The sequence below is a fragment of the Peribacillus sp. S4 genome, from assembly GCF_046715815.1.
GTDB classification, from domain to species: domain Bacteria; phylum Bacillota; class Bacilli; order Bacillales; family DSM-1321; genus Peribacillus; species Peribacillus frigoritolerans.
The window spans coordinates 775532-790304 of record NZ_CP175708.1 but is presented as its reverse complement, the minus strand read 5'-3'; the positions used below and the strand labels follow the sequence as shown (position 1 = coordinate 790304).

Here is a 14773-nt window from a genome sequence, read left to right as displayed (position 1 = left end):
TGAAATAAATCAAAATTATATTCATTTGATGGTTAATATATAAATACGGTATGATGAAAGAAGACCATTTTTTTCAAATTGTGGCAGGGAGGTTAGTTTTTTGGATACAGGTACTCACTTTGTCATGGGAATTGCTCTTGGAGGTCTTGCCACATTAGATCCCGTCATTGCGCAGAGCCCAGTTACTGCAAGTGCAGTCATAGCAGGTACGATATTGGGATCACAAGCTCCGGACATTGACACCGTTTTAAAATTAAGGAATAACGCTGTATATATACGCAACCACCGTGGAATCACGCATTCCATTCCCGCTGTTTTACTTTGGCCCTTGATTATTAGCGGAGCAATTTTCGCCATCATACCTGAAGCAAATTACCTTCATCTTTGGCTTTGGACCTTTTTAGCCGTATTCCTTCACGTATTCGTGGATATATTCAATGCTTACGGGACCCAGGCTCTTAGGCCGATTTCGTCAAAATGGGTAGCTTTAGGGGTCATCAATACATTCGATCCATTCATTTTTGGAATACATGTTGCAGGCCTGATATTATGGGGCTTCGGATTTCCTCCAGGCTATTTATTTCTTTCCATTTACGGGATACTCGTCATTTATTACATTTCCAGGTTCAGGGAACAAGCTTTTATAAAAAGAGTGGTCAAACAGCAAATTCCTGGAGCAAGGAAAATTCTTTTATCACCGACGATGCGTTTTCACCGCTGGAAAATTGCGGTGATTACCGAAAAGAATTATTATGTGGCACGAGCCGATAATGGATATGTGAAGATTCTTGATACGTTCGATCGGGTGCCATTGCCTGAAAGTGAAATTCTCGAAGCCGCCAAGAAGGATATCAACTTGGCAGCCTTTCTGTCCTTTTCTCCGGTTTACCGATTCGAAATCGAACAGATAAAAGAATATTACGAAGTCCGTTTTATCGATCTAAGATATCGCAGCAATGGATATTACCCGTTTGTGGCAGTGGTCCATTTAGACAGCGAATTGAATATCTTGAATTCTTATACCGGCTGGATCTTTAGTGAAGCGAAGCTGCAGAAGAAATTGAATATTATTTTATAGTATATTGAAAAAGAGCTGATTCCAGGGAACTCCTCTGGAATCAGCTTTTTTAATGCAGTCGATTCTGCTGATTTAATAACTGCTGATATTTAGGGTTCTTTGCAATGAATTCGTGGAATTGCTCACCGTAGTTATCAATCCAGGTCCTTACAACGCGCGATGTCATTTCTTCACCGGCATATTCATGCCCAGCCTTTGCATAGGTCGCTTCGAAATCTTCCCATAATAATTCCACCCAAGTCAAAGCTTGCTCATACGTGATGTGTTCATTTTTCTCAAGCAGTATCTTGGTTAATCTTTCATGGTAATCATTCATTAGAACCACCTCATTGCCAATATTTTTACAGAATGAACTATACTGTCCCATACCCATACTAGTTGTAAGCGGAAACGCTTCTTTCTTAATCTGATGCTTGGAGGAGAAAAAATTTGCGAAATAAACAAAAAGGATTCCCCAACCAAAACAATAACAAATTCCAAGGCGAGCCTCGTGCAAAGGCAAGATATGCTTCAAAGCGTGCAGATGGAAGTATTAATACACACCCTCAAGAAAGAATGAAAGCTTCAAACGAGCGATCGAATTAAAAGGTACATCAGAAGGAACCGGGTACTTCCCCGGTTCCTTTTTATTTCAGCATTGAAATCGGGAGTGCTTCTTCCTTACCGCTACCGCCCAAGCGGTAACCCCAAGCGAATACGCCGTTCATATAATCAATTTTGAAATAGACACCGGGATCTCCGTCAATTTGATATATTTCACCTTTTTTGAAATCATCAGGATTTAACAAATAGGCCTTGGCCATCGTCACTTTTCGTTCCAATACTGAATATTCATTAACCATTCCCAATTGCTCTGCTTTTCTCGCTTTTTCAGTCAACGCTGCGATTTCCTGTTGCAGTTCATAGGCAGATAGCTTGCTGTATCTTACGTCGCTCATATATATGACTCCTCAAATGAAATAATTAATTTACTTCTATATTAAACAAAATTTTGTGATTTGGCTATTGATGCACTTAATCACCATCAGGATTGGAAAGATAACGCTCAATCAATTCTATTGGAAAACCTTTTCGGTATAATGCCTGCTTCATTTTTTGTTCATATTCAAAGCCTTCATGGTTTTTATATCGGCGTTGCATTTTTTCGGCATGGTGGCAAAGGGAATCCCATTGTTCATCCTCATCCTTTTCCACCGTCACATCTTCAAGTGCTTCATGGATGACATCTCTTGGGAAACCTTTCCGTAACAAGGTTTGTTCAACCTTCAGCCTTAAAGCTCGTTCGGAAATGTTTTTTTCCTTTTTGACCGCTTTTCCAGCCAGATTCCTTGCATGTTCAATTTGAATGTCATAAGGGTATTCCTTCAATGCCTCGACAATCAACTTCTCTTGCACCCCTTTTTCCTTAAGCTCAAGCTTAAGGGTAGTGGGCCCTTTATTCCCTCCATTCACATGGGTCCGCACGTAAGCCTTGGAAAATTCAAGGTCGTCTAAATAGTTAAAGCTGTATAGTTTATGTATCGCTTCCTTAATGATCGGCTCTTCCGTTTCCTTCTTTTTTAAATAAAGGCGAATTTCCGATTCCGAGCGCATCCGGTATGATAAATAATTAAGTGCATCGGTAAATGCTTTTTGGATTTCATCATGGAATTGTATTTCGGCCAAAAGCAGGTCATCAAGTTCCATACCCTTTTTCAACTGAAATTTCAATAGCACTTCTTCGTCTACACTGAAGGCATATTTTTCGTCAACGAAGATGTTATAACGATCTTTACGTTTCTTTTGGGTTGTTATTTTTGTTATGTTTGGCATAAATCCACCCCCCACACCTACTTTACCCCTTTACGTTTATCATTTCTATATATAGCATGCCTAAAAATGAAAAAAGAACATGGGCATGTTAAAGTGAAGGAAAGACAGGGAAAGGAAGTGGTTTTCATGAAAATAGCCATTGCTGGTGGAAGCGGTTTTGTCGGCACAGCCCTAATTGATGAATTATCAAAAGAAAATCATGATATATATATTTTGACCCGTCATCCCGAAAAATTTAAGAAACAGACTAATTTGACATATATCGGCTGGTTGACCGAGGAGGCAACGCCGGAAATGCACTTGGAGGGGCTCGATGTGTTCATTAACCTTGCTGGTGAATCTCTGAACAGCGGCCGTTGGACACCTGAACGAAAGCGCCGGATTGTCGAAAGCAGGATCGAGGCTTCCAAAGAGATGAACCGGATCATTTCCATACTGCCCTCCAAAGTGTCCGTCATCATTAATGCAAGTGCAATCGGATATTATGGTATTTCGGACGATGAGACCTTTACCGAAACCTCTGAATCCATTGGTGATGATTTCTTGGCCCGTACTGTTCAACTATGGGAAAAGGAAGCGGCTAAATCACGCTCTTACAGTAAAAGGTTGATCTTAACAAGATTCGGGGTGATTCTTGGAGAAAAAGACGGAGCACTGCCAATGATGGCCTTCCCCTATAAACTATTTGGCGGAGGAAAGATTGGCAAAGGGAATCAGTGGCTTTCCTGGATTCATATCCATGACGCGGTCCGTGCAATCATCTTTAGCATGAATGATGCTAGGATAGAAGGTCCAGTCAATTTTACAGCACCGAACCCCGTCCAGATGGATACATTCGGAAAAACAATAGGAACTGTCCTGCACCGGCCCCATTGGTTAACTGTCCCCCCTTTCTTCCTCAAGAAATTGTTGGGGGAAATGAGCATCCTTGTACTTGAAGGGCAAAATGTCCTTCCCACTAAACTTAAAGAAGAAGGATTCACCTTCTCCTTTCCAACCCTTAAAGAAGCCTTACAAAATATCTTAAAAGAAGATTCCCACGTATGAAAGGGTCATTTTAGGAAAAAATAGGGATATTAAGTGAATGGAGATGATCTAATTGCTCAAAAAACACGATAAAGAAAAAAGTAACTTAACTAGTACACAAGCGATCCTTTATGCTCGCGAATTTAAAAAAGCAGATCGAGCTGGTGGATATACCGAGAAGAAATCCCGTCGTTAGGTTTGGAGTTTTTTCCCTTACATTTTGAACAGCCACTCAACACAAAATAAGCTGGAGATGATTAGTGAAATTCATCTCCAGCTTATTTATATTCCAGGGGGCGATAACATGGGACGAAATAACATACACCATAATCGAGATAAGAACACACAGAAACTTCCTCAGGTTCCCAAAAACCTGAAAAGTGACGGACTTGACGTTGAATATTCTTCCGAACTGGCTGACCAGGAAGATATCGAGGCACAAGCCCGTGCAAATGCGGCTGACCGCCGTGCTCATAATCGCCGATAAGCAGAATAAACCAACCCAAGGGGCTGTAAGTTAGCCCCTTGGTCCTCTTTATTTACATAGCTTATCCACAACCCTGTGTATATTGTGGATATATTCTGAAAATACTGACAAAAAATAAGTCCATTAACTCACCTTATCAACATGAAAATAATGTTATTTCTGGATAACCCTGTGGATTATGTGGATAAAGGAGAGATTGGGCTAACACGCTACATTTTCGTTGTGGATAACTATTCTCTCTCCTTCATTTGTTCCACAAGGTTATTATTTATAAAATAATTTATCCAAATCTTTTTCCAGCAATTCTAAACCCTATCTTGGTATTTCATCGGCTGCTGACCCCGGCATTTAAAGAAGGTTCCCCAAACCTTTGCCATCAACATTTTCTTCCAACTGTTTACGAAGCAAGAACTTTTGTATCTTCCCACTTGCGTTCCGAGGCAGCTCATTACAGAAGATATATCTCCTTGGACGTTTATAGTTCGCCAAACTATTACTGTTCTTACACCAAGTTTCTAAATCGCTTTCGGCAAGCATTGGGTCTTTGGCTACGATGAATGCCGTTACCGTTTCCCCCCATTGATCATCTGGCTGACCAAGTACCGCACAGTCGAGAACTCCTTGATGCTCATATAGTGTATCTTCCACTTCACGCGGATAAATATTTTCCCCTCCAGAAATAATCATGTCGTCCACACGGTCCTTGACCCACAGATATCCATCTTCATCTAGGAAACCGATGTCACCGGAATGGTACCAGCCTTTGTAAAGCGCCTTTTCGGTCTCTCTATCTTTTTGAAAGTAACCCTGCATGATACACGGACCCTTTACAAGGATTTCCCCTGTTTCCCCAGGTTCCAGCATATCCTCGGGATCTGATGGCCCATCGTCATTCGGACGGGCAATGATGATTTCATGTTCGGAACATGCCTTGCCGGCAGAACCCGCTTTCCTAATTTGATCTTCCTCCAATAGGAGAGTTATGGCCGGCCCCATTTCAGTCATTCCATAGGCCTGGATGAACTGGATGCCGAGTTTCTCCTGACAGGCACGTACAAGGGATGGAGCCATGGGGGCTGCTCCATAAAGCCCTAACTTCAAGCTCTGGAATTTATACTCCTCCAATTTTTCCTGAATGAGCATGTTCCACATCGTAGGTGCAGCAAAAAACTTGGTGACCCCCTCGGATTCAATCAGTTCCATGACCTTTTTGGGATGAAACTGATGTAATATGACATTAGCTGCACCGACCTGTACACGAGGTAAAAAAGAGCAGTGCAATTCAGCACAATGAAACATCGGTGCAGTAATCAAACCGATATCAGAGCGTTCATACTTCATGGCCTCTATTAAAATCTCGGCTTGTTTGACCATGTCTTTATGAAGGTGAATGACCCCTTTGGGACGTCCGGTAGTTCCGCTCGTATACATGATGGCATAAATGTCATCTTCGTGAACTTCAACTTCATCTGGTTTTGAGGAGATACTGGCCAATTTTTGGCGGTAACCTTTGGCATACCCAGGCACATCCTCATCTATATACCAGAAGGCCGTTTCCGGAAATCGCTTTTCAACCGCGGCGACGTTCGTTTCCAATTCGCGTTCGAATAGAACGACCTTTGGAGCAGCGTCGTTCAAAATGAAGGCCAACTCTTCCGGCATTAAACGGAAGTTGATCGGATTGAAGATTGCACCGATTTTTGCACAGGCAAAGAACGCTGTTGCAAGCTCTTCATTGTTGTAAAGGTAAGTAGATACCCTGTCCCCTTTTCGCACCCCTTCCGCTTGAAGGGCCGCCGCCAACCTATTCACCTGTTCATTCCATTGGATGTACGTATAGCGGATATTTCTTCTCACGTCGTAGATAGCTTCTTTAATGGGGAATTTCTGAACCGTCTGATCAAAGATATTTTTAATCGTTACTGACAAATCATTCTCCTCCTCAAGTAACCACCATCAACAGGAAGAATTCAGCAAAGCCTGCCGATGGTCGACTTCATCCCTTTTTCAGCTTTTACTTTCGTGCGAATTACGAATATTCATAAATGGATAGTCCCGCTTCAGTCCATTCTTTCAATGATGGTGGCATTCGCCATGCCGTGGCCTTCACACATCGTTTGCAGCCCATAACGGCCGCCCGTCCTTTCTAATTCATGGATCATGGACACCATCAAACGGGCCCCGCTGCCGCCAAGAGGATGCCCCAATGCAATCGCCCCGCCATTTGGATTCAGCTTCTTTGGGTCTGCCCCCGTTTCTTTTAGCCATGCAATCGGTACAGGAGCGAAAGCCTCGTTCACTTCAAAGATATCGATATCATCAATTGTAAGACCCGCTTTTTCCAAAGCTTTTTGGGTGGCGGGAATCGGTCCCGTTAGCATCAGGGTGGGATCCGACCCGACAACAACCCGTGTATGCACTTTAAAGCGCGGTTTCAATCCAAGTTCTTCTGCTTTACTGCGTTCCATCAATAATAAAGCGGCAGCACCGTCACTGATCTGACTAGAATTCCCTGCATGGATTAAACCGCCTTCTTGAAATGCCGGTTTCAATCCAGCCAGCACTTCAAGCGTAGTTCCGCCCCTTGGGCCTTGATCTTCCGTAACTTCGATTTGATTTCCTTCTTTATCAGTACCCATTACTGATATCAGTTCACGGTTAAAATGTCCTTCTTTTTGAGCACGTATTGCCTTGGCATGACTTTCAACGGAAAACCGATCACAATCTTCACGTGTTATTCCCCACTTGTCTGCGATTCTTTCAGCTGATAAACCTTGGTTGATCACCTCGTAAAGGTCCATATACTTTTGGCTTGTTACAGCACCTTGAAGATTTGACCCCATGGGAACTCGTGACATGTTTTCCACTCCACCTGCCACTACCACATCCATATCACCCGACAGGATGGCCTGGGAAGCAAAATGGACTGCCTGCTGACTTGATCCGCATTGACGGTCAATCGTCGTTCCCGGCACTTCAATCGGAAATCCGGCTATCAGTGCGGCAACCCGTGCTATATCACCGGCCTGTTCGCCCGACTGTGAAACACAACCTAAAATGACATCATCGACAATAGCAGGATCGATGCCCGCCTTTTCAATCAGCTTCTTCAATACTTCCCCTGCCAGATCATCAGGGCGAACGTCTTTCAAGACACCGTTCCTTCTGCCTACCGGCGTGCGAATTCCTTCAACGATAACCACTTCCCGCATATACTCTCTTCCCTTCTCATCTTTACTATAGGCCCAGATTCTTAGCGATGATTTTCTTCATGATTTCATTTGTGCCGGCATAGATGCTTGCTACCGGAACATCCCGATACCTTCTGGCAATTTTGTATTCCTCCATATATCCATAGCCGCCATGGAGCTGCATGCATTCAATGGATATTTTTCTGGCAGTCTCCGTCAAACGCCATTTTGCCATCGAAACTTCCGTTACAACCTGTTCACCAGCCATATGTTTGGTGATCAATTGATCTAGGAAAGCACGCCCCATTTTTATCTCCGTAGCCATTTCCGCGATTTTGAATTGAGTATTTTGAAACTGACTTACAGGTTTTCCGAACGCTTCCCTGCCCTTCACATACTCAATCGTATCGGCCAGCATATCCTCAGACGCGGTTTGAGCACAAATTGCCACCACAAGGCGTTCCTGCTGCAGTTTTTCCATTAAATAAATAAACCCCTTGCCTTCTTCACCAAGCAGGTTTTCCTTTGGAACACGGCAATCCTCGAAGATGAGTTCTGCTGTATCCTGACTGTGCAAGCCAAGTTTCTTCAGTTTTCTTCCCCTGGAAAATCCGGGTGTATCCCTTTCGACCACGACTAAGCTAACGCCTTTATGTTTCGGAACGGCGCTGGGATCCGTTTTACAGGCAACAATGATCAAATCCGAATGAATGCCATTTGTGATGAATGTCTTTTGACCATTTAATATGTAATGATCTCCATCCAAAATGGCAGTCGTTTTAATATTGGCCAAATCCGAACCTGTACCAGGCTCTGTCATGGCAATGGCTGTAATGATTTCCCCTGTCGTACATTTTCGGAGCCAGCGCTGTTTCTGCGACTCATTTCCGTAGGCGGAAATATACGGTACGGTGATATCACTGTGAAGTCCGAAACCAATGAACCCAGAACCAACTCTTTCCAATTCTTCATTAATGATAACGGCAAAGCCCCAATCTACCCCGGAACCCCCATAATCTTCTTCAAGGTCCGGACATAAAAAACCCTGTTCCCCCATTTTCACCCAAAAAGACCGGGGAATGATCCTCTCTTCTTCCCAACGTTCATAGTGGGGAACTGCTTCTTTCTCTAAAAACTTTCGGAAGGACATACGGAAAATTTCATGTTCTTCACTTAGGTACGGATGCTTCATCTGTTTTATCTCCTCTCCATTCCTTTGTCGGAGGCTCTTTTTCTAGATTTACAATGGTTTGATTGACAACTTACCTTGGTGACATTCTAATGGCCCCATCCAGTCTGATTGTTTCCCCATTCAGCATTGGATTCGTTATGATGCTTTCCGTTAGTTTAGCGTACTCTTCTGGATACCCGAGCCTTGATGGGAATGGCACGGTTTTCCCTAATGACGTCCTGGCTTCTTCAGGTAATGAATCGAACATCGGTGTATGGAATAGACCCGGTGCAATCGATACGACACGTATCCCTTTGATGGCAAGCTCCCTTGCGATTGGCAGAGTCATACCGACAATCCCTCCCTTGGAGGCACTATATGCGGCTTGTCCGATTTGTCCTTCAAAGGCAGCGACCGAAGCTGTATTGATGATGACTCCACGCTCCCCCTCTTGATTCGGTTCATTTTCGACCATTTTTTCAGCTGCAAGCCGGATTACGTTAAATGTACCGACCAAATTGATTTGCACGACTTTTGAGAACGCTTTCAATTCATGTATGCCTTTCCTGCCTATGACCTTCTCTGCAATGGCAATGCCTGCACAGTTGATGACAGTATTGATGCTACCGAATTTTTTTATTCCTTCATCCAATGCTACAGATACGCTATCTTCACTAGTTACATCCGTTTTAATAAACAGGACCGAATCGCCCAACTCCTGAGCCATTTTAGCGCCATTTTCTTCCGAGAGGTCGAATATGACCGCTTTTCCACCTTTTTTAATGATGTTTCTTACTGTCGCCGCTCCCAGACCTGAAGCCCCGCCTGTCACAACTGCAATGGTTTCTTGAATTTCCAAATTCTCACCCCATCTGTTTCTAGAATATATATTCATCTTTCACTATCATCAAAACCTATTTTCAAGATTAATTTCACCGCTTGCCTGTTTTATCGCTCATTTTCAACTCAAGAAGGGTTTCGGTAAAGCCTTTGATTACCTGTTCAAAATCCTGCTTCAAACCATCCAGCTCTTTAATTCGTTCATTAAGTTCGATTAACTTCTGTCCTGCAGTTTCAATCGTTTTTTCCAATTGCTTAATGCCTGTCCTATCCTTATCGAATAAAAGGACTATATCCTTTATTTCCACTAACGAAAAACCATACTTCTTACCGCGCATTATGATTTTGAGCTGTGCATATTCTTTCTTTCCATAAACTCTTTTTCCCGTTTCGGTACGCATTGGCCTAAGCATACCCAGTTCCTCATAATAACGGAGGGTCCTTGTCGTCAATTCGAATTCTTTTGCTAACTCAGAAATGGTATACATGTTAAAACCACACTTTGCAAAGGGATTATTTACCTTTATTCTAACATTAACGTTAACGTAAACTTCAATGAAATATTCACAAAATTTATAATATATGAATCTGCATGGAAGATTTATATTGATATACTATGGGTATATTCTTTTTATAGAAGGGAATGATCGATTAATGCTATGTTCAAAAATATTAGTTGCTTATGATGAATCTGAGTTGGCACTAAAGTCTTTAGAAAAAGCGATTGAATTAGCAAAGCTGGATCCCGCTATCGAAATCCAGGTGCTTCACGCTGTTACACTGCCAATCAAGCCAAGTATATATGGCAGTGCTTTTCAGGAAATTGAAGAATCCATGCTTAAGTATGGCAAGGAAGTGATTAAAAAAGCGGAAGCCCTTTTATCCGAAATCCCGAATGCATCCCCAACATTTGTCGTAGAAGGTTCAGCCATCACGACTTTATTGGAACATGTAAAATCCGAGAATTGTGACCTTATTATCATGGGCAGCCGCGGATTGAGCGGCTTCAAGGAATTCCTGGGCAGCGTGAGCCACTATATCGTTCAACATTCTCCAGTTCCTGTCTTGTTGGTCAAATGAAATTTACGGCAGTTATGGCCAGCCCCTTCATAGGCTGGGTTCCCCTTTGGAATCCAGCTTATTTATGCGTGCATGAACTCCAAACTTATCATGTTTTACAAACACTTCCGTTTACGGGTAAAATGAAACTAATTTCAAACGAGGATAACAGGTGACGCAATGGATATTAAACATTTGCAATACTTTATAGAGGTTGCCAATTTCAATAGCTTCACTCGGGCTGCCGATCATTTATTCATTACACAGCCGACCATCAGCAAGATGATTAAAAACCTGGAAACCGAGCTAGGTGTTGAGCTTTTTGATCGTTCACGTAAGCAACTGATCTTGACCGATGCAGGCAGGGTTGTCTTAGACCAGGCAAAATTGATCGATAAGGCCTTTCACAATTTAGAAACGGAAATGGACAATTTATTAGGTTTAAAAAAGGGACATATACGCATCGGGCTGCCGCCGATCATCGACGCTTCTTTCTTCCCCCGAATTCTTAGCCGTTTTCACCAGGACTATCCCAATATCACCTTTCAATTAGTGGAGGATGGTTCAAAGAAAATAGAAGAATCCGTCCAAAATGATTTAATCGATATAGGCGTAATAGTCCTGCCAACCAACAACGCGCTTTTTCACCATTTTGCTTTTTTGGAAGAAGACATCAACTTGATAGTTCATCCCTCCCACCCCCATGCTTGTGTGGAAGAAATTGATTTGGCCGACCTGGAAAAGGAATCTTTCATCTTATTCAATAAAGATTACGTCCTTCGAGATCTCATCATTTCATCCTGTAGTGAAGCTGGTTTTTCTCCACATATCGTCACGGAAAGTTCACGATGGGATTTTATTGAGGAAATGGTTTATTGTAAACTTGGCGTTGCTCTATTACCTGAAAGTTTATGCCGTCATGATGATCGCGTAAAGACAATCAAGGTTAGAAACCCCTCCATTAGCTGGAATTTAGGATTTATATGGAGTAAGGACCATTACCTTTCATACGCTGCAAAAGAATGGCTGAAATATACTAGGGAAGCATTGTCCCATAAGTAGTGGATTATCCAGCAAGATTGATGAAAGCACTATCATAGATTTGGGTTATGCACGTGATAACATCTAACCATTTTACAATGAGTTACGGCGGGGGTAGACTAGTATGAGTAAAAAGCACGTTGAATGCTGATGGATTCCATATGTTCTAAAAAGGAGATATTCATGATCACTTTATCTAATGTCGATGAGTTACAGGCATCAGAAGCAGCTCTGGAGAAAATTAAATATTCATACCCCGAACTATTTAATAAACTGCTCCATGTCGTTGCCTTAACACGGGCTCTCCAATTTAAATATCAATTTATGGGCACATTAATCATGGATGAAAACCCTAACGAATACACCCCTGAATTCGTTATGCCCTCCGTTATCGAATTATATATTGAGGAAGTTCAAAAGTTAAAGGATGATCCGAATATCCAGGTATTACTTCAGACCTTCTCCCAAAGTAAAAATATTGGATATGCAAAAATCAGTATGCTTGTGCTCGGTAAAAGCCCTGAATCGCTTTTAGGAGCTTCATGCATAAAATGAAGCCCCCTGATATGCCCCGAAAAAAAACCTCCCATAATGGAAGGTTTTTTTCTTTACGTGTAATTAAAGGACTTTACTCAAAAAGGCTTTAGTTCTTTCCTGCTGGGGATTATTAAAAATCTCACTAGGAATATTTTCTTCAATAATATAACCTTCGTCCATGAAGATCACGCGATCTCCAACTTCTTTTGCAAATCCCATCTCATGGGTCACAACTACCATGGTCATGCCTTCCTTGGCCAGTTGCTTCATGACCTCAAGGACTTCACCGACCATTTCCGGATCCAGGGCGGAAGTGGGCTCGTCGAATAGCATGATTTTGGGTTCCATCGCCAACGCCCTTGCAATTGCGACGCGTTGCTTTTGTCCACCTGATAATGAATCCGGATATGCGTTCGCTTTCTCTGCAAGTCCCACTTTCTTAAGCAGTTCCATCCCTCTTTGGGAAGCCTGCTCTTTGGATATCTTGCGGACCTTTATAGGCGCCAGCATTATATTCTCAAGAACAGTCTTATGCGGAAATAAGTTAAAATGCTGAAATACCATGCCAACTTCCGTCCGGACTTTATTGATATTGACCTTCTTGTCTGTCGTATCAAGCCCTTCAATGAAAATATGGCCCCCCGTAATCGTTTCAAGTTGATTGATGCATCTGAGAAAAGTGGATTTACCCGATCCAGAAGGACCAATTACCACGACTACTTCCCGAGGGGAAACGATTGCATTGATATTTTTCAATACATCATTTTCGCCAAATGACTTCTTTAGATTCTCCACCTTTATCATTCTGTTTTCAACCTTCTTTCGAGTCTATTTAATACGAAACTTAAAATGAGGGTCAGGAATAGATAGATGAAGGCACAAGCCAAGTATGGCTCCCACACTTTAAAGTACTGGCTCCCCATCGCTTTCCCCCAGTACATTAATTCCGGGGCAGCAATGACACAAAGCAGGGATGAATCCTTCAATAATACGATGAATTCATTTCCTAACGGAGGAATCATTCGTTTGAAAGCTTGTGGCAATACAACATGTATCATTGTTTGGGCATGGGTCATCCCCAATGAACGCGCCCCTTCCATTTGCCCTTTATCGATGGATTGAATGCCCGCCCGGAATATTTCTGCGATATACGCGGCTGCATTTAACGATAAAGCAATGACACCGGCGGTTACTGCATTCGTTTCCCCGGTAAAAAAGGGCACGATTCCAAAATGGATTAAAAAGATTTGAACTAAAAGCGGTGTTCCGCGAAAAACCGTGACATAACCGTAAAATGGAAAGGCAAGCACTTTGTTTTTCATGATTTTCCCTAAACCGATCAATAACCCCAAAAAAGTTCCGATCAGGATGGAGGAAACCGAAAGCCCAATAGTAAGCAATGTCCCTTTTAATAAGAAAGGAGCATACTCAAAAATAATATCCCAGCGAAAACTCATTTCGTTCCCCTCCTAAAGGCCAAAAAAACTGCGTAACTTCATACGTAAAGTTACGCAATCTTTTACTATCCATTTGTTTTATTGTTGTGCTTTCAACGTTTCAATATCTGGGTCAGTGCCAAACCACTCTTTATAAATTTCTGCATATTTCCCATTTTCATAAATGGCATTCACGGCTTTATCGAACTCCGATTTCAATTCACTGCCTTTTGGGAACATAAGACCATAAAACTCCTCATTGAAACTTTTGCTGTCTTCAACGACTTTCAGTTTTTGATCGGGGTTATTTTTCACATATTCTTCAACAACCGTATTATCAGCGACGACAGCCGATGCTCCGCCCTTCAGTAATTCCTGAATGGCCAGGTTATTATTTTCGAATTTTTTGATATCCTTGTGATTCTTTCCAAGGAGTTTCTCTACCGCTTCCTGTCCAGTAGTACCGGTCTGAACGGCAATGACGTTTCCTTTCAATTCATCTCCAGATTTTATATCACTATCCTCAGGAACGAGAATTTTGTTTGTGGATAAGAAATACGGAACCGAGAAGTCATAAGATTGTTTTCTTTCGTCATTCACTGTAATCGCAGATATGGCGACATCCGCTCTCTTACCTTCGATTTCAACAAAAATCGGATCCCAGCCAACACTTTCCAATTTAACTTCATATCCCGCTTCTTTTGCAACGGCATTGATGAAATCAACATCGAATCCTACAATCTTATCGCCTTCAAGATATTCAAATGGAGCATAGTTGGCGTCAGTCACGATCCTGAGTGTTTTCCCATTTGACTCTTCTTCTTTACCAGTTGTCGAGACTTCCTTATCCTTCCCGCATCCTGTCATGACTAGTAACAAAGAAGCAACCATGGCAAACACTAAAAAAGAAACCTTTTTCAAAATAATCCCCTCTTCTCTCTCGTAAACTCTCTTTTTTTTAAAAAAACAGATAAATCTAACTTTAGAGAACTTTCAGTTTATTCTTTTAAGAATATTATACGTTTATTTGTTTTTTTATGCAATAAAAAGTCGATAAATAACTTTAGTAAAATAAAATTTTAATCAATTAACTCG

The 14773-nt window shown here is 42.0% G+C and carries 19 protein-coding genes; 8 read left to right on the top strand and 11 right to left on the bottom strand.

The genetic code is table 11. The features are described 5' to 3' along the window. The first annotated feature begins 100 nt into the window (after positions 1–100). A complete protein-coding gene (locus tag ACJ9PY_RS03740) occupies positions 101–1078 on the top strand; it encodes a metal-dependent hydrolase (RefSeq protein WP_048685454.1) in 978 nt (325 codons plus the stop codon). 49 nt (positions 1079–1127) lie between these two features. Here the strand turns inward: ACJ9PY_RS03740 and ACJ9PY_RS03735 are convergent, their stop codons facing one another. Beyond that, entirely contained in the window at positions 1128–1394 is a 267-nt protein-coding gene (locus ACJ9PY_RS03735) for a YfhJ family protein (RefSeq protein WP_034305384.1), read from the bottom strand. 113 nt (positions 1395–1507) lie between these two features. Here ACJ9PY_RS03735 and ACJ9PY_RS03730 point away from each other — a divergent pair, with 113 nt between their 5' ends. Beyond that, positions 1508–1663, top strand: a complete 156-nt coding sequence (locus ACJ9PY_RS03730) for a small, acid-soluble spore protein K (RefSeq protein ID WP_034305387.1) — start codon at positions 1508–1510, stop codon at positions 1661–1663. A gap of 41 nt (positions 1664–1704) precedes the next feature. Here the strand turns inward: ACJ9PY_RS03730 and ACJ9PY_RS03725 are convergent, their stop codons facing one another. Then, positions 1705–2016, bottom strand: coding sequence for a YfhH family protein (locus ACJ9PY_RS03725; RefSeq protein ID WP_034305394.1), 312 nt, complete (start codon positions 2014–2016; stop codon positions 1705–1707). Between the two features lie 76 nt (positions 2017–2092). Beyond that, positions 2093–2890 carry a recombination regulator RecX gene (gene recX, locus ACJ9PY_RS03720; protein WP_098864213.1) on the bottom strand — a complete coding sequence of 266 codons (798 nt, stop codon included), beginning with the start codon at positions 2888–2890 and terminating at the stop codon, positions 2093–2095. 126 nt (positions 2891–3016) lie between these two features. On the opposite strand from recX, the gene ACJ9PY_RS03715 reads away from it, so the two are divergent. From ACJ9PY_RS03715 to ACJ9PY_RS03705, 3 genes are all read left to right on the top strand, one after another. Continuing rightward, positions 3017–3937: a TIGR01777 family oxidoreductase gene (locus ACJ9PY_RS03715; RefSeq protein WP_057278744.1), complete on the top strand. Its 921-nt coding sequence runs from the start codon at positions 3017–3019 to the stop codon at positions 3935–3937. Positions 3938–3989: 52 nt separating this feature from the next. Beyond that, positions 3990–4112: a YfhE family protein gene (locus ACJ9PY_RS03710; RefSeq protein ID WP_081088510.1), complete on the top strand. Its 123-nt coding sequence runs from the start codon at positions 3990–3992 to the stop codon at positions 4110–4112. Between the two features lie 108 nt (positions 4113–4220). Next, positions 4221–4403: a YfhD family protein gene (locus ACJ9PY_RS03705; RefSeq protein WP_057278714.1), complete on the top strand. Its 183-nt coding sequence runs from the start codon at positions 4221–4223 to the stop codon at positions 4401–4403. Positions 4404–4751: 348 nt separating this feature from the next. On the opposite strand, the gene ACJ9PY_RS03700 is transcribed toward ACJ9PY_RS03705, so the two are convergent. The 5 genes from ACJ9PY_RS03700 to ACJ9PY_RS03680 form a co-directional block, all read right to left on the bottom strand. Then, a complete protein-coding gene (locus ACJ9PY_RS03700; protein WP_098187155.1) occupies positions 4752–6332 on the bottom strand; it encodes a fatty acid--CoA ligase in 1581 nt (526 codons plus the stop codon). Positions 6333–6463: 131 nt separating this feature from the next. After that, positions 6464–7615 (bottom strand): thiolase family protein, encoded by a 1152-nt coding sequence (locus tag ACJ9PY_RS03695; RefSeq protein WP_063577344.1) that lies wholly within the window; start codon positions 7613–7615, stop codon positions 6464–6466. Between the two features lie 25 nt (positions 7616–7640). After that, positions 7641–8786 carry an acyl-CoA dehydrogenase family protein gene (locus tag ACJ9PY_RS03690; RefSeq protein WP_063577345.1) on the bottom strand — a complete coding sequence of 382 codons (1146 nt, stop codon included), beginning with the start codon at positions 8784–8786 and terminating at the stop codon, positions 7641–7643. A 70-nt stretch (positions 8787–8856) separates the two neighbouring features. Further along, positions 8857–9624: a 3-hydroxyacyl-CoA dehydrogenase gene (locus tag ACJ9PY_RS03685; protein WP_048685468.1), complete on the bottom strand. Its 768-nt coding sequence runs from the start codon at positions 9622–9624 to the stop codon at positions 8857–8859. A gap of 73 nt (positions 9625–9697) precedes the next feature. Further along, positions 9698–10093 (bottom strand): MerR family transcriptional regulator, encoded by a 396-nt coding sequence (locus ACJ9PY_RS03680; protein ID WP_063577347.1) that lies wholly within the window; start codon positions 10091–10093, stop codon positions 9698–9700. A 118-nt stretch (positions 10094–10211) separates the two neighbouring features. Here ACJ9PY_RS03680 and ACJ9PY_RS03675 point away from each other — a divergent pair, with 118 nt between their 5' ends. From ACJ9PY_RS03675 to ACJ9PY_RS03665, 3 genes are all read left to right on the top strand, one after another. Next, positions 10212–10685, top strand: coding sequence for a universal stress protein (locus tag ACJ9PY_RS03675; protein ID WP_411739508.1), 474 nt, complete (start codon positions 10212–10214; stop codon positions 10683–10685). 159 nt (positions 10686–10844) lie between these two features. After that, positions 10845–11726, top strand: coding sequence for a cidABC operon transcriptional activator CidR (cidR, locus tag ACJ9PY_RS03670; RefSeq protein WP_063577348.1), 882 nt, complete (start codon positions 10845–10847; stop codon positions 11724–11726). A 162-nt stretch (positions 11727–11888) separates the two neighbouring features. Then, positions 11889–12260 carry a hypothetical protein gene (locus ACJ9PY_RS03665; protein WP_034305408.1) on the top strand — a complete coding sequence of 124 codons (372 nt, stop codon included), beginning with the start codon at positions 11889–11891 and terminating at the stop codon, positions 12258–12260. 63 nt (positions 12261–12323) lie between these two features. Here the strand turns inward: ACJ9PY_RS03665 and ACJ9PY_RS03660 are convergent, their stop codons facing one another. From ACJ9PY_RS03660 to ACJ9PY_RS03650, 3 genes are all read right to left on the bottom strand, one after another. After that, the gene (locus ACJ9PY_RS03660) at positions 12324–13046 is read right to left on the bottom strand and encodes an amino acid ABC transporter ATP-binding protein (protein WP_048685484.1); all 723 of its coding nucleotides are present in this window, start codon (positions 13044–13046) and stop codon (positions 12324–12326) included. Further along, the gene (locus ACJ9PY_RS03655) at positions 13043–13699 is read right to left on the bottom strand and encodes an amino acid ABC transporter permease (protein WP_054397812.1); all 657 of its coding nucleotides are present in this window, start codon (positions 13697–13699) and stop codon (positions 13043–13045) included. Before ACJ9PY_RS03655 ends, ACJ9PY_RS03660 begins: the two co-directional genes overlap by 4 nt. A gap of 78 nt (positions 13700–13777) precedes the next feature. Next, positions 13778–14599: a basic amino acid ABC transporter substrate-binding protein gene (locus tag ACJ9PY_RS03650; RefSeq protein ID WP_034305421.1), complete on the bottom strand. Its 822-nt coding sequence runs from the start codon at positions 14597–14599 to the stop codon at positions 13778–13780. Between the last annotated feature and the right edge of the window lie 174 nt (positions 14600–14773).